The organism is Phaeobacter sp. JH20_37 (assembly GCF_048056015.1).
In the GTDB taxonomy this organism is placed as follows: domain Bacteria; phylum Pseudomonadota; class Alphaproteobacteria; order Rhodobacterales; family Rhodobacteraceae; genus Phaeobacter; species Phaeobacter bryozoorum.
In genome coordinates this window covers 415,421-428,886 of the sequence record NZ_JAYMWW010000013.1, presented here as the reverse complement: position 1 = coordinate 428,886, position 13,466 = coordinate 415,421, and the positions used below count along the sequence as shown (strand labels likewise).

The window sequence follows — 13,466 nt, the reverse complement described above, 5'->3', positions numbered from 1 at the left end:
TGATGACTAAATGTATGCGTTGGTATGCCGTCTACCCCGTGCCGGACCACGAGGCAATTGCGCAGTTTCGCGCAGCATAGCCATTCCGCACCCGAGGTATAGAGGCCAATGCGGGATGAGCCATTGCACCGGGGCAGAAGACCGCTAGATTAGGCTCAGACAATCCGACGTCAGCCCAAACCGAAGGATCCGCCTGTGCTCAGACACCGACCATTGCAGCCATCTCAGGCCATCTCACAGGGCAGGCGCCACTGCACGCCCGAGGCGGCGACGCGGTGTGTATCACGGCTGCAGATGCGTCTTCAGGCCGGGTTTCTGACACTTGCGCTGATCGTGATCTTTGCCGGGCAGGCGCTGGCCGCTGATGTGCGGCCATTCTTTGGCCGCTATCAGGGCTCTCTGGTGGTGCCCAACGCTGACGGCAGCGAGGAACACCGTGATGCCACCGTGCAGATCGGCCCGATCGCCAAAAGCGATGAAGGCTTCTATGTGCAATGGACAACCACCTCGCTGAAGAAGGATGGGCGACGCAAGACCAAGTCCTATAGTGTCGAGTTCCAGCCGACCGAGCGGGACGATATCTTTGCCGCCGCGATGAAACGCAATGTGTTTGGCCATACCGTGCAGCTCGATCCGATGAAGGGCGAACCCTATGTCTGGGGCCGCATCGTGGGCGATACGCTGACGGTTTTCTCGATGTTCATCGGCCCCAATGGCGACTACGAGATGCAGCAATATGACCGGACATTGGCAGAGGGCGGGCTGGATCTGGTCTATTCCTCCCATCGCAACGGGTTGCCGCGCAAAGAGCTGAAAACTTTCCTCGAACGTCACTGACCGCCGCGACGAATCCGGGGAAATATTTTATTAACAGTCTCTTGCGGCGCAAAGCTAAGGCGTCACGGGCGGCGTCAAACAGGCGCGGCTACCGGGCATGTCAGGGCTGCACCGCACGGGACGCAGTCTATCGCGGCCCATTCAGTGGCCCCACAGGAGCGCACCGATGCAAGCACCGGTTCACGAACCTTAGCGGTCAGATGTGAATGAATGGGCGCGTGGAACCGCGTGTTACTTGCGGAAACTGTCCAACGATACTACGTCGGCGGCCTTCTTCGCGTCCGGGTCTTCGTCGACCTCGATCTCGATGCCGTCGTCCAGTTCGGCAATCATCTCTTCGACGTCGTCGTCATCCTCTGGCGTCTCAAACCGCAGGCCGAACTCAACCGAGGGATCGACAAAGGTCTTAATGGCGTCATAGGGGATATAGAGCGGCTCCGGCGCATCGCCGAAATTCAGCGTGATGGCAAAGCCGTCCTCGCCGACCTCCAGATTGTCGAACCAGTGCTGCATGACCACGGTCATCTCGCCAGGGTAGCGATCCGACAGCCAATCTGCCAGCTCCGCATCGGGGTGCGAGGTGTCGAAGGTGATGAAAAAATGATGATTTCCGGGCAGCCCGTGTTCAGCCACCCCATCCAGTACAGATCGGATCAGACCACGCATGGCCGAATGCATCAGATTTCCATAGTCAATTTCGCGGGACATTCCTATACCCTTAAGTCTCTATTGGTTTCAGAATACGGATTTCTACCGGAAACTAAAGGCCCGCTCGTTAGGGATTCGTAAATAATTTCTGACACTAGCAGGGGAATGCCCGACATTTGCGCTGGCATTGCGTTGCTCAGATGACCTGCGCCAGAAGGATGCCAAGTCCGCCCATCACCGGCAGTATCAGCGCCAGTCGTCCACCGCAGGCCAGCGCCACCACCGGTGCGGCCAGCACCAAAAGCGCAGCGCTGATATTCAGGCTGGCCATGACCGGCATCATCAGGGTGAGCGCGGGCAGCTCCAGAACCGCAATTTCGCGAAACAGCACATGCAGCAGAAACCAGACCGACAGGTTCAGGATGACGCCGACCACGGCCGCGGTGATTGCGCGCAGCGCAGCGCCCAGCCGGGGATGGCTGGCAATCCGCTCCACATGTGGAGCCGCGAGAAAGATCCACAGAAAACAGGGCAGAAAGGTCGCCCAAAGCGCGACCAGCCCGGCCGCAATCGCCATCCATGCCCCGGAGGCCAGCGCACCGGCCAGCATCGCCACAAATTGCGTCACCAGAATCAGCGGCCCCGGTGTGGTTTCCGCCAGCCCCAGCGCATCAATCATCTGGCCGGTATCGATCCACTGGTACTGCCCGACCACCGTCTGCGACATATAGGCCAGAACCGCATAGGCTCCGCCAAAGGTGACAACCGCCAGCTTGGCAAAGAACCAGCCGATATCCGCCAGCAGCTGCGGGCCGAACAGGCTCAAAGCAGCCAGCGGCAGCAGCCAGAGCCCGCCCCAGATCAGCAGTGTCGACCAGAACGGTGCTGCGGCCTCGGGCCCGTGACCGATCGGCCCGGCGGGAGAGGGGGGCGCGTGCCGGGCCCCCAGCGCGCCGATCAGCGCAGCCGCCAGCACCACCAGCGGAAACGGCAGCCCGAACAGGAACAGCGCAACAAAGCCAAAAGCCGCCAGCCCATAGTCGGTGATACCATGCAGCGCCTTCTTTCCCAGCCGTTGCAGCGCCTGAAGGACAATCGCGACCACCGCTGCCTTGATGCCGAGGAAAGCCGCCTGAACAACGGGTTGGGTGCCAAAGTTCACGTATAGAAAGACCAGGGCGGCGATCACCAGCGCGCCCGGCAGGACAAACAACAGCCCTGCAATCAGCCCGCCGATGCCACCACGCAGCCGCCACCCGGCGTAGGTGGCCAGCTGCATCGCTTCCGGTCCCGGCAACATCATGCAGAACGACAGCGCACGCAGAAATCCGGCCTCGCTCAGCCAAGGGCGATCCTCGACCAGCTCCTTGTGCATCAATGCAATCTGCGCCGCTGGCCCGCCAAAGGACAGCAGCCCAATGCGGCCAAACACCCGGATCAGATCCGCCATCGCGATCTGGGGGGGGACTGGGCTAATCTCGGGGTCTGCGGACATGTCGGTCATAGGCGCACCATTGGCTGGACGCTGACCTTGTAGCATTCTGCGCGACCAGTGCCAGTGGCCGCGGACCGTGGAGAGGCCGAAAACCGGAGAGGTTACAGAAACTTCACAGTGCCGCCTGCGGCTGTCTGGTCAGGTATCATCCATCCAGGTCAGCCGCTCACCGGTCATGCAAATCGGCAGACAGTCCTGTGGCAGCTGGCCGAGCTGCTCGAACATGGTCATATAGTCGAAGTTGGACAGGAATTCCCGGATCTGACCATCCTGCATCCGCACAATCAGCTGGCCGTAGTAGTCCAGTTTGTCATCCGAACTGCGGCCATAGCACCGCACGTGGACCCGGATCGCGCAATAGTCGCCGTCATCCAGCGCATGGGTCAGGGTCAGGTCAAGATCCTCCATGAGATTGTGCAGCGTGCCGACAATTTCGCGGTAGTCCGCGGCAATTGCGATTGCGCCATGCAGAGGGCCGTTTACCTCAAGCTCAGGATGAAACATCGGCTCAATCTGGTCGAGGTCCAGACCGACCCAGACATCGTGAAACCATCGAAAGAGCCGTTCACTGTTTTTCATTTATTCCCTAAGGGTCAGAAACTGACACCGGTTGAAGCATCGGGGTTGCGCAGGCAGCCTTATTCAGGGTTGCAGCATTGGTCGAAACAACGCCTGACGCGGGACTGGACCGTCGTCAGACATGAGACTGAAGCACAAGTGTTAACAACAATTCAATGGGCATTCGCTCCGGTTGGCGCTGCCCGCAGTCGAGTTTGATCGCCTCTGGTGCCTCCCGCATCTGCGCTGGTGTATCGACCTTCGGCGTGGCCCCGGATGTGGCGTCAGGGGGCGCCTGTGGTACCGAGATGCCTGCATTGTGAGAAACAGATATTGCGGCAGGGCCGAGGCCAAGATCGAAGTCGGGAGTAGGCGAGGAGGAAGTGCAGGTTTCTGTTGCCAGGTACCTGCGAACCCCGCCTTACGCGGCTAGGCGCAAGGACTTAGTTTCGGCGACATTAACAGCTTACGCTGCTACTGCCATTGCCGGAGCACGATTGTCATTTGCAATTGTACAAGTTTCGCCGATAACGGTGGCAGACAGCCGAGACAAAGCTAACCCCTTTAGACGTTCGTCGATCCTGTTTCGACCCCATGATCCCCAAATGAAGGATGTTTGGTGGAGTCGCCGGGTACCGCCCCCGGGTCCGATCCGCTTATTACGAGCGCGTTTATGTCCATAGTTCCCGAAGGAACACCCTGAATATAGGCCGTGCCGATACGGAGTTAAAGGGGAAATGACACATAAAATACGTCCCGGCGGGAGCGGCTGCACCACGACGCCGGGGCGGTGTTTTAGCCATGGTCGCCCCTGGTCGCTTCGCCAGCCCGCCGGGCAAAGACCGCAGCGGCCAGCGTGCGGGTCTCGTCCTCCAATGCGGTCAGCCCGGCAGTGGCGGCGGCCTCGTCGCGCCCCTCCAGCGCATCGGCAATGGCGCCATGCAGCGCCACCATCCGGGCGCGGTCGCGCGCGGTAAAGGTGATCATATTCATCAGCGGCTGCATCGCCTCGACCGCTCCGGCCAGCTGGTAGGACAACACCGGATTGCCCGCCGCATCGACCAGCGCCCGGTGAAAGGCCACATCCGAGGCGCAGAACGCCTCATCCGTCAGCCCGGGCTGCCCCTGACGAAAGATCTCGGCGCGCATGGTCGCCAGCTGATCCGCCGTCCGACGTGCCGCCGCCAGCGGCGCGCAGGCCCGTTCCAGCGCATAGCGCGCCTCGCAGGCGGTGTCGAAACTGACAGCATTCATACTCAGCAGCAGCGTCGACGTGGTCACCTGCTGGGCGTAGGCATCCTCAAAACTCAGCCGGTTGACAAAGGCGCCGCCGGTGGCGCCGCGCTGGGTGCGGATCAGCGCCTGCGCGGCCAGCCGCTTCAGGGCTTCGCGGACTGTTGGCCGGGACACCTGAAACTGCTCGGCCAGTTCGGCCTCCGAGGGCAGGCGCTGGTCCACAGGCAGGGCGCCGCTGATGATCGCATCGCGGATGGCTTCGGCAATCTGCGCCGACAGATCGGCGGCGCTACGGGGGTTCAGCTTCATGTCGGTGCCCTGTGTGGTGGCCAGTGTCTTGGCCTGTGTGATGATCTCTGTGATGACCTGTGGCGCGGCGCGTCTCGGCAGAAATCATTTGTCAGACATTTAAAAGTCTGACATTTGATTGGCAAGAGTTGAGTCGCCCGCCATCGCCGTTTCGGCTGCACGGCGGGTCCGCGCTCCTGGCGCGTCAGGTTGAATTCAGAGGAGGACCCATCATGTTCAACGCATTGGTTGTGACCAAGGACGAAGACAGCGGCGAGACATCCGCCGCCGTGCAAACGCTCAGCCTCGAGCAGCTGCCGGATGCAGAGGTGACCGTGGCAGTGGACTACTCAACCGTGAACTACAAGGATGGCCTCTGTCTTGGTCCGGGCGGCGGACTGGTGCGCAAATATCCGCATGTGCCGGGCATTGATTTTGCAGGCACGGTCGAGACCTCCAGCGATGAGCGTTACAAACCCGGCGACAAGGTTGTGCTGACTGGCTGGCGCGTCGGCGAAGCCCATTGGGGCGGTTATGCGCAAAAGGCCCGCGTGCGCGCCGATTGGCTGGTGCCCTTGCCGGATGGGATCGACACGCGCCAGGCCATGGCTGTTGGCACAGCGGGTTTTACCGCAATGCTGGCCGTCATGGCGCTTGAGGATCACGGGCTGACACCGGGCCACGGCCCGGTGCTGGTGACCGGCGCTGCGGGTGGCGTGGGGTCGGTGGCAACCGCGATCCTCTCCAACCTCGGCTATGAGGTTGCGGCGGTCACCGGGCGCCCTGAGACATCCGACTATCTCACCGCCCTTGGCGCCACCCAGATCGTGCCGCGCGAAGAGCTGAACGAGACGGTAAAGCGCCCGCTCGAAAGCGAGAACTGGGCGGGCTGCATTGATGCGGTCGGTGGTGCGATGCTGGCGCGGGTTCTGGGCCAGATGAAATATGGGGCCTCGGTGGCGGCGGTTGGCCTTGCAGGCGGGGCCGGTCTGCCCGCCACGGTGATCCCGTTTCTGTTGCGCGGCGTCAACCTTCTGGGCATCGACAGCGTGATGCAGCCTTATGACAACCGCCTGCGGGCCTGGCAGCGCATCGCCACCGATCTGCCGATGGATAAGCTGGAGGCGATGGTGCAGCCGGCCACCCTGTCCGACCTGCCACAGCTGGGCGCCGATATCCTGAAAGGGCAGGTGAAGGGCCGCGTTGTCGTTGATGTGAACGGCTGACACGGCCCCTGCTGACGGGGCCGCCCGCCTGAAGGTCGACAGATCAGAGATAGATCGGGCGATGATCACAGGGAAACCTGTCAGAACGCGCAGCCAGCCTGCGCGTTCTTTGCGCGTCCGCGGGGCCAGCTGGTCAATCCCCGCGTCATAGACCCGGCAACCGGGCGCATGTCGCGCAGCGATTGCACCGCTGTCAGGCAGATCGCCCCACAAGGCGCGACATTTGCATGGTTTTCTGCTAGGCTGGTGATCTGTCCATGGCCACGCCAGCCGCTGCCTGACCGCAGCGCGTGACTGGGCTGACGCGGATCTATCGGCGATCGTTGTCGGCATGAGCGCTGTGATGATCGCGCGCGCCCGCCTGCTCAACGGGCGCCGGTCATGGAGAGGCACCCGTGCGGGGGCTGCATTTTTTCGCGATCGGCGGGAACCTGCGCAGCGCGCGACGGTTGAGACACTGGACGTTCACATAAGACAGAACAGGGACACCCATGACAGACGAAACGGCCAATCAGGGCATACCCGCCCCCGACGGTGAGGCCGCCGTCATCGACACTGAATATGAAATCGGACAGGACAATCTGGAAGGATCCGTGGGACCGATTGGATTTGACATCCATAACCCGGTTTTCATGGTCTCCGGCATCAGCATCATGCTGTTTGTGTTCTACGCGCTGGTTCTGCCGGAACAGGCGGCAACCTTCTTTGGCTGGCTGCGCCCCGCCGTGACCAGCTCGTTCGACTGGTTCTTCCTCAGCGCGGGCAATATCTTCGTGCTGTTCTGTTTCTTCCTGATCGTCTCGCCTTGGGGCAAGGTGCGCCTTGGCGGGGCCGACGCGGCGCCCGATTATACCTACATCGGCTGGTTTGCGATGCTGTTTGCGGCCGGCATGGGCATCGGACTGATGTTCTACGGCGTCAGCGAACCGATGAGCCATTACTCCACCGCCTTTGGTGGCGTGAGCATGGGTGAAAATGGCGCCCGCACCGACTGGGCGCCGCTGGGCGGCGCAGCCGGGGACAGCACCGAAGCCGTGCGTCTGGGCATGGCGGCGACGATCTATCACTGGGGCCTGCACCCGTGGGCGATCTACGCGATTGTTGCCCTGTCGCTGGCGCTGTTCTCCTTCAACAAGGGGCTGCCACTCACCATCCGCTCGGCCTTCTACCCGATCTTCGGCGAGCGGGTCTGGGGCTGGACCGGCCATATCATCGACATTCTGGCGGTTTTCGCCACGCTCTTTGGCCTTGCAACCTCGCTGGGCTTTGGCGCGACACAGGCCAATGCGGGCCTGAACGAGCTGTTCGGTGTGCCGGTTGGCTCAACCACCGAGGTGCTGCTGATCTCCGCCATCACCGCGGTTGCGCTGATCTCGGTTGTGCGCGGTCTTGATGGCGGTGTGAAAGTGCTGAGCGAAATCAACATGGGGCTGGCCTTCCTGCTGTTGATCTTCGTGCTGCTGGTCGGGCCAACGCTGCTGATCATCACCGGCTTCTTCGACAGTCTGGTGGCCTATGTGCAGTATCTGCCGGCGCTCTCCATGCCTTTCGGCCGCGAGGATGCCAACTACAGCCAGGGCTGGACCGCCTTTTACTGGGCGTGGTGGATCAGCTGGTCGCCGTTTGTCGGCATGTTCATCGCCCGCGTCAGCCGGGGCCGTACCGTGCGCGAGTTCATCATCTGCGTTCTGCTGATCCCCAGCCTGGTCTGCGTCCTGTGGATGAGCGTCTTTGGCGGCACCGCCATTCATCAGGTGGTGGCTGATGGCTATACCGGCGCGCAGGATGCCGCACTTGAGCTGAAGCTGTTCAAGATGCTGGATCAGCTGCCGCTGGCCTCGATCACCTCCTTTGTCGGCATCCTTCTGGTGATCGTGTTCTTCGTCACCTCTTCGGATTCCGGCTCGCTGGTGATCGACACCATCACCGCAGGCGGCAAGGTCGACGCGCCGCTGCCGCAACGGGTCTTCTGGTGCGTGTTCGAAGGTGCGGTTGCGATCGTGCTGCTGCTCGGCGGTGGTCTTGTGGCCCTGCAGGCGATGGTGATCTCCACCGGCTTGCCGTTCACCATCGTGCTGCTGCTGATGTGCTGGGCGATCCTGCGCGGATTGCAGACCGAGGCGCGCTGATCCCGGACCAGCAACGCCCAGAAACGCCCCGGAGAACTCCGGGGCGTTTGCCGTTCAGCTCTTGGCCTCATAGAAGCCGACCGAATTGCCGTCGGGGTCTTTGGCGTAGAAGAACTGCCCGTCGGGCAGCGGCACCGCCTCTGACACCACCTGCCCACCGGCGTCGGTCACCCGCGTCATCACATCGGCCAGCGCACCTTCGGCGGCCAGATGCAGGGTCGGGCCAACACCATCCGGGGCCGGGGTGCCGGGATAGATGCTCAGCGCGACCCCGGTTGCCGGGTCCTTGGGGCGAAACAGCAGCATCGGGTTGGGGCCATCGCTGACCAGTTCCAGCGCGGCGCCGGTCACATGCTCGTAGAACTTGCGGGCGCCGTCCATGTCGGTGACGGGGATCTCTCCCCAGACCAGAAAATCCTTGGGCGTATAGGCCATCATCTGCATCCTTTCGTGTTGATGTACCCCCTAGCTACCCGCCACTGTTGACAGAAAATGACATCAGGTCAGCGGCGGCCGCAGTCTCTCCGCGCTTGACCTTGCGCATCATCGCCGTCACTTCTTCTGAGACAGAAAGAGGAGAGACCATGGCCCTTGATATCGACTTTGTCCGCAGCCAGTTTCCGGCCTTTGCAGCGCCCAACCTGCAAGGTCAGGCCTTTTTCGAGAACGCCGGTGGCTCTTATACCTGTCAGCAGGTGATCAACCGGCTCACCCGCTTTTATACCGAACGCAAAGTGCAGCCCTATGCCCCCTATGAGGCCTCGACGCTGGCGGGCGACGAGATGGACGAGGCGCGGCACCGGCTTTCCGGCATCCTCGGGGTGGCACGGGATGAGCTGAGCTTTGGCCCCTCGACCACCCAGAATACCTATGTGCTGGCGCAGGCCTTTCGCCAGTTCCTGTCTCGGGGGGAGGCGATCATCGTCACCAATCAGGATCACGAGGCCAACAGCGGCCCGTGGCGGCGCCTTGCGGATGCCGGTATCGAGGTGCGCGAATGGCAGATCGACCCGCAAACCGGCCATCTGAACCCCGCAGATCTGGAAAATCTTCTGGACGAAAACGTCCGGCTGGTCTGTTTTCCGCATTGTTCCAACGTGGTCGGGGAGCTGAACCCGGTCACCGAAATCACCGCTCTGGCCCATGCGGCCGGCGCCTTTGTCTGCGTCGATGGTGTCTCTTACGCGCCCCATGGCCTGCCCAATGTCGGCGAGCTGGGGCCGGATATCTATCTGTTCTCCGCCTATAAGACCTACGGGCCGCATCAGGGGCTGATGGTGATCCGCCGCGCCCTGGGGGAGCTGCTGCCCAATCAGGGACATTTCTTCAACGGTGACACGCTCTACAAACGCTTCACTCCGGCGGGGCCGGACCACGCTCAGGTCGCCGCCTGCGCGGGCATGGCTGACTACATCGCCGCGCTGGCCCATCATCACGGCGGCCCGCTGACCGAAGGCGCGGCACAGGGGGCCTTTGTCCACGATCTGATGCGCGCCCATGAGGTGGAGCTGCTGCAACCGCTGCTCGATATGGTGAAGGACCGCAACGATCTGCGCCTGATCGGCCCCTCTGATGCCAGCAGACGCGCGCCCACCGTGGCACTGGCGCTGGATCGCCCCGCCGAAGCCGTAGCCGGTGAACTGGCCGAACATGGCATCATGGCGGGGGGCGGTGATTTCTACGCCCTGCGTGCCCTGAACGCGATGGGTGTCTCCACCGGTGACGGCGTGCTGCGGCTCAGTTTTACGCATTACACCTCGAAAAAAGAGATGACACAGTTGATCGAGGCCCTAGATCGCGTGTTGTGAAAACCGCAGCGATACAGGGACCTTGATCTTTCATGACTGAGCATACCCCGCCACAGGCGCCGGTGATCTGGTGGCTGCGCCGAGACCTGCGGCTCGCCGACAACCCCGCCCTTGAGGCGGCCGTCGCCCGGGGCACCCCGGTGATCCCGCTCTTTGTCTTTGACACGCTGGATGAACACCTGGGCGCTGCGCCAAAGTTCCGGCTGGGGCTGGGGCTTGCCCATCTGGCCAAGGTGCTGGAGCAGCGCGGCAGCCGCCTGATCCTGCGGCGTGGTCCGGCAGCCGAGGTGCTGGCGCAGGTGATCGCGGAGACCGGGGCAGGGGCGGTGCACTGGAGCCGCGCCTATGATCCCGACGCCATCGCCCGCGACACCACCATCAAGGAACAGCTGAATGGGCAGGGCGTTGCGGCGCAGTCTTTTGGTGGTCATCTGCTGTTTGAACCCTGGACCGTCGAGACCAAGACCGGCGGCATGTACCGGGTCTATTCGCCCTACTGGAAATCCGTGCGCGACCGCGATGTCGCGGATCTGATCGCCGCCCCATCCCGAATACCCGCGCCGGAGCAATGGCCCGCCTCTGATGATCTGGACAGCTGGAAACTCGCCGCTGATATGCGGCGCGGCGCTGACATCGTGGCGCAATATTGCCGGGTCGGGGAAGATGCCGCGCAGGAGCGGCTGGCGGAATTCCTCGACTCCCGCGTGGCCGACTACAAACAGGACCGAGACTTTCCCGCGGTGGATGCCACGTCCGGCCTGTCTGAAAACCTCGCCTGGGGAGAAATCAGCCCGCGCCGCATGTGGCATCACGGGCTGGAGGCACGTCGCGCAGGCAAATCCGGCGCTGAGCATTTTCTCAAGGAAATCGTCTGGCGCGAATTCGCCTACCACCTGATGTTCCACACTCCGCATATCCTGACCCGCAACTGGCGCCCCGAATGGGAGAGCTTCCGCTGGTCCGAGCAGGACGACGACCGGGTCGAGGCCTGGCGGCGTGGTCAGACCGGTTACAATTTCGTCGATGCCGCCATGCGCGAACTCTATGTGACCGGCAAGATGCACAACCGCGCCCGGATGATCGTGGCCAGTTTCCTGACCAAACATATGCTCACCCACTGGCGCATCGGTCAGAAATGGTTCGAGGAGTGTCTGGTGGACTGGGATCCGGCCTCCAACGCCATGGGCTGGCAGTGGGTGGCCGGCTCCGGCCCCGATGCCTCGCCGTTTTTCCGGATTTTCAACCCTGACGGCCAGCTGGAGAAATTCGACCCCAAGGGCAGCTACCAATCCGCGTGGATCGCCGAAGGTCAGGACAGCCCGCCGCAGACGGCGCTGGATTTCTACCGCGCGACACCCCTGTCCTGGGAGCTGTCGCCTCAGGACAGACGCGCCAGCCCCTTCGTTGATCTGAAAGAGGGTCGCGCCCGCGCGCTTGAGGTCTATGGCCAGCGCGAGCTGCCCGAGGACTGACAGATCCCTTGCCAGAAGCGCCTGATTTGGCCTAGCCTTTTCTCTGGACAGGGGCCGTGAACCCACCGGACCCGTCTAGGGGAGGAGAGAATGGCGCTCACACAGACCGAAGGACAGGCCAATCTGCCGCGCTATTTCGCGGCGATCTTTGACCAGTTGCAGGCGCTGGAGGTGGGGCAGCTGGACATCCATCTGCCGGACGGTCGGGTGTTCCGTGTCACTGGCGACCGCCCCGGTCCGGTGGCAGATCTGCGCATTCACAACCCCGATTGTTTCGCCCGGTTGATCCGCGAGGGGGATCTGGGGTTCTCCGATGCCTATCTTGATGGCTGGTGGAGCACATCCGATCTTCAGGCCTTCATGGATCTGGTGCATCTGGGGTCTGAAACCGTCTATGATGGCTTTCCGGGACGCGGGCTGATCCGCGCCTATGAACAGTTCCGCTTCTGGCTGCAACGCAATCACCGCGCACAGGCCAAGGCGAATATCTCCTATCATTATGACCTCGGCAACGCCTTCTACGGGCTGTGGCTTGATGACACGATGACCTATTCCAGCGCCCTGTTCAAAACCGGGCAGGAAAGCCTGGAGGCGGCGCAGACCGCCAAATATGCCTCCATGGTCGACCAGATGGGCGTGCAGCCCGGCGATCACGTGCTGGAGGTCGGCTGCGGCTGGGGCGGGTTTGCCGAATATGCAGCCCGCGAACGCGGCCTGCGGGTCACGGGCCTGACCATCAGCGAAGAACAGTTGAAATACGCCCGCGAGCGCATTGAAAAGGCGGGGCTTTCCGACAGGGTCGAGCTCAGGATGCAGGACTATCGCGACTGCAAAGGCACGTTCGATGGCATTGCCTCTATCGAGATGTTCGAGGCGGTGGGCGAAAAATACTGGCCCGCCTATTTCAGGATGATCCACGACCGGCTGCGCCCCGGCGCTCAGGCCACCTTGCAGATCATCACCGTCGCCGACCGGCGCTGGACGGTCTACAAACGCGGAGTTGATTTCATCCAGAAACATATCTTTCCCGGCGGGATGCTCCCTGCGCCCGGGATATTGCGCCAGCAGGTTGAAAATGCCGGGTTAAAGGTCATGAAATCGCTCGAATTCGGTGATAGTTACGATCAGACGCTGCGGCGTTGGCACACCACCTTTAACAGTCGCTGGGACGAGATTGCGGCCATGGGATTTGATGATCGGTTCAAAAAGATGTGGAATTTCTATCTCACCTCCTGCGCCGCCGCGTTCAAGGCGCAAACCTGCGACGTGACCCAGATCACGCTGGCCCACCGCTGAACGAAAGCCCGGATCATGCCCACAGCCGCCCGTCTTATCGCCGCCGTCAGCATGGCGCTTGTCGCGATTGCCGCCTCTTTCCTGATCATGCCACTGATGCCCGAGGGCACCGATTTCGGCTATTTCGTGCCGCTCAACGCCGCGCTTGGCGCGCTGATCGGCTGGGTCTGGGTCGGCCGCCATGTCGGCCGCGGCGTGGTCAATGCGATCAACAACGGCGTCACCGGTGTGGCGCTGCTGGTGCTCTGGGGGCTGTTTCTGCAAGGCGCCTGGGAAATGTTTCGCCTCGCCATGCGCAACCGCTACGACGGCCCGTTTGAGGCGCTTTCGGCGATTTTTGTCATCGGTTTGGATTTCTTTTTCGTGATGGCGGTGCCACATGTGTTGCTGGCGCTGGTGATCGGCGGCATCTTCAGCGGTCTGGTGACCGAGAATGCCGCAAGACGCTGGCGCTGAGATAACAGAATTCCAAC

Annotated in this window: 12 protein-coding genes and 1 other RNA gene; 7 read left to right on the top strand and 6 right to left on the bottom strand. The window is 62.2% G+C overall.

Translation table 11 applies throughout. The features are described 5' to 3' along the window. Window positions 1–294: 294 nt before the first annotated feature. On the top strand, window positions 295–837 hold the full coding sequence (locus tag VWZ87_RS06855) for a hypothetical protein (RefSeq protein WP_340545404.1): 543 nt from the start codon (window positions 295–297) through the stop codon (window positions 835–837). 231 nt (window positions 838–1,068) lie between these two features. Here the strand turns inward: VWZ87_RS06855 and VWZ87_RS06850 are convergent, their stop codons facing one another. The 5 genes from VWZ87_RS06850 to VWZ87_RS06830 form a co-directional block, all read right to left on the bottom strand. Continuing rightward, window positions 1,069–1,545 (bottom strand): SspB family protein, encoded by a 477-nt coding sequence (locus VWZ87_RS06850; RefSeq protein ID WP_340545405.1) that lies wholly within the window; start codon window positions 1,543–1,545, stop codon window positions 1,069–1,071. 136 nt (window positions 1,546–1,681) lie between these two features. Next, window positions 1,682–2,989: a chromate efflux transporter gene (chrA, locus tag VWZ87_RS06845; protein ID WP_416536088.1), complete on the bottom strand. Its 1,308-nt coding sequence runs from the start codon at window positions 2,987–2,989 to the stop codon at window positions 1,682–1,684. Between the two features lie 129 nt (window positions 2,990–3,118). Continuing rightward, on the bottom strand, window positions 3,119–3,559 hold the full coding sequence (locus VWZ87_RS06840; RefSeq protein ID WP_416536086.1) for a nuclear transport factor 2 family protein: 441 nt from the start codon (window positions 3,557–3,559) through the stop codon (window positions 3,119–3,121). 361 nt (window positions 3,560–3,920) lie between these two features. Then, window positions 3,921–4,273, bottom strand: a transfer-messenger RNA (tmRNA) gene (gene ssrA / locus VWZ87_RS06835). 60 nt (window positions 4,274–4,333) lie between these two features. Continuing rightward, a complete protein-coding gene (locus tag VWZ87_RS06830) occupies window positions 4,334–5,083 on the bottom strand; it encodes a FadR/GntR family transcriptional regulator (RefSeq protein WP_416536084.1) in 750 nt (249 codons plus the stop codon). Window positions 5,084–5,295: 212 nt separating this feature from the next. Between VWZ87_RS06830 and acuI the strand changes: the two genes are divergently transcribed. Both acuI and VWZ87_RS06820 read left to right on the top strand, forming a co-directional pair. Continuing rightward, a complete protein-coding gene (acuI, locus tag VWZ87_RS06825; RefSeq protein WP_416536082.1) occupies window positions 5,296–6,288 on the top strand; it encodes an acryloyl-CoA reductase in 993 nt (330 codons plus the stop codon). Between the two features lie 491 nt (window positions 6,289–6,779). Further along, the gene (locus tag VWZ87_RS06820; protein WP_340545409.1) at window positions 6,780–8,417 is read left to right on the top strand and encodes a BCCT family transporter; all 1,638 of its coding nucleotides are present in this window, start codon (window positions 6,780–6,782) and stop codon (window positions 8,415–8,417) included. A gap of 54 nt (window positions 8,418–8,471) precedes the next feature. Here the strand turns inward: VWZ87_RS06820 and VWZ87_RS06815 are convergent, their stop codons facing one another. Further along, window positions 8,472–8,855, bottom strand: coding sequence for a VOC family protein (locus VWZ87_RS06815; protein WP_416538677.1), 384 nt, complete (start codon window positions 8,853–8,855; stop codon window positions 8,472–8,474). A gap of 146 nt (window positions 8,856–9,001) precedes the next feature. Here VWZ87_RS06815 and VWZ87_RS06810 point away from each other — a divergent pair, with 146 nt between their 5' ends. The 4 genes from VWZ87_RS06810 to VWZ87_RS06795 all read left to right on the top strand — a co-directional run bounded on the left by VWZ87_RS06810 (window position 9,002) and on the right by VWZ87_RS06795 (window position 13,449). Next, window positions 9,002–10,225, top strand: coding sequence for an aminotransferase class V-fold PLP-dependent enzyme (locus tag VWZ87_RS06810; protein ID WP_416536079.1), 1,224 nt, complete (start codon window positions 9,002–9,004; stop codon window positions 10,223–10,225). A gap of 32 nt (window positions 10,226–10,257) precedes the next feature. Beyond that, window positions 10,258–11,697, top strand: a complete 1,440-nt coding sequence (locus VWZ87_RS06805) for a cryptochrome/photolyase family protein (RefSeq protein ID WP_416536077.1) — start codon at window positions 10,258–10,260, stop codon at window positions 11,695–11,697. A 90-nt stretch (window positions 11,698–11,787) separates the two neighbouring features. Further along, the gene (locus VWZ87_RS06800) at window positions 11,788–12,993 is read left to right on the top strand and encodes a class I SAM-dependent methyltransferase (RefSeq protein WP_416536075.1); all 1,206 of its coding nucleotides are present in this window, start codon (window positions 11,788–11,790) and stop codon (window positions 12,991–12,993) included. Between the two features lie 15 nt (window positions 12,994–13,008). Then, window positions 13,009–13,449, top strand: coding sequence for a TrgA family protein (locus tag VWZ87_RS06795; protein WP_340545414.1), 441 nt, complete (start codon window positions 13,009–13,011; stop codon window positions 13,447–13,449). The last annotated feature ends 17 nt before the right edge of the window (window positions 13,450–13,466 follow it).

What these genes read in the sequence shown, in the direction of transcription:
- VWZ87_RS06840 (WP_416536086.1), bottom strand. Translation starts at nt 3,559, where the DNA reads ATGAAAAACAGTGAACGGCTCTTTCGATGGTTTCACGATGTCTGGGTC.
- VWZ87_RS06815 (WP_416538677.1), bottom strand. Translation starts at nt 8,855, where the DNA reads ATGATGGCCTATACGCCCAAGGATTTTCTGGTCTGGGGAGAGATCCCC.
- VWZ87_RS06805 (WP_416536077.1), top strand. Translation starts at nt 10,258, where the DNA reads ATGACTGAGCATACCCCGCCACAGGCGCCGGTGATCTGGTGGCTGCGC.
- chrA (WP_416536088.1), bottom strand. Translation starts at nt 2,989, where the DNA reads ATGACCGACATGTCCGCAGACCCCGAGATTAGCCCAGTCCCCCCCCAG.
- VWZ87_RS06820 (WP_340545409.1), top strand. Translation starts at nt 6,780, where the DNA reads ATGACAGACGAAACGGCCAATCAGGGCATACCCGCCCCCGACGGTGAG.
- VWZ87_RS06850 (WP_340545405.1), bottom strand. Translation starts at nt 1,545, where the DNA reads ATGTCCCGCGAAATTGACTATGGAAATCTGATGCATTCGGCCATGCGT.
- VWZ87_RS06795 (WP_340545414.1), top strand. Translation starts at nt 13,009, where the DNA reads ATGCCCACAGCCGCCCGTCTTATCGCCGCCGTCAGCATGGCGCTTGTC.
- VWZ87_RS06830 (WP_416536084.1), bottom strand. Translation starts at nt 5,083, where the DNA reads ATGAAGCTGAACCCCCGTAGCGCCGCCGATCTGTCGGCGCAGATTGCC.
- VWZ87_RS06800 (WP_416536075.1), top strand. Translation starts at nt 11,788, where the DNA reads ATGGCGCTCACACAGACCGAAGGACAGGCCAATCTGCCGCGCTATTTC.
- VWZ87_RS06855 (WP_340545404.1), top strand. Translation starts at nt 295, where the DNA reads ATGCGTCTTCAGGCCGGGTTTCTGACACTTGCGCTGATCGTGATCTTT.
- acuI (WP_416536082.1), top strand. Translation starts at nt 5,296, where the DNA reads ATGTTCAACGCATTGGTTGTGACCAAGGACGAAGACAGCGGCGAGACA.
- VWZ87_RS06810 (WP_416536079.1), top strand. Translation starts at nt 9,002, where the DNA reads ATGGCCCTTGATATCGACTTTGTCCGCAGCCAGTTTCCGGCCTTTGCA.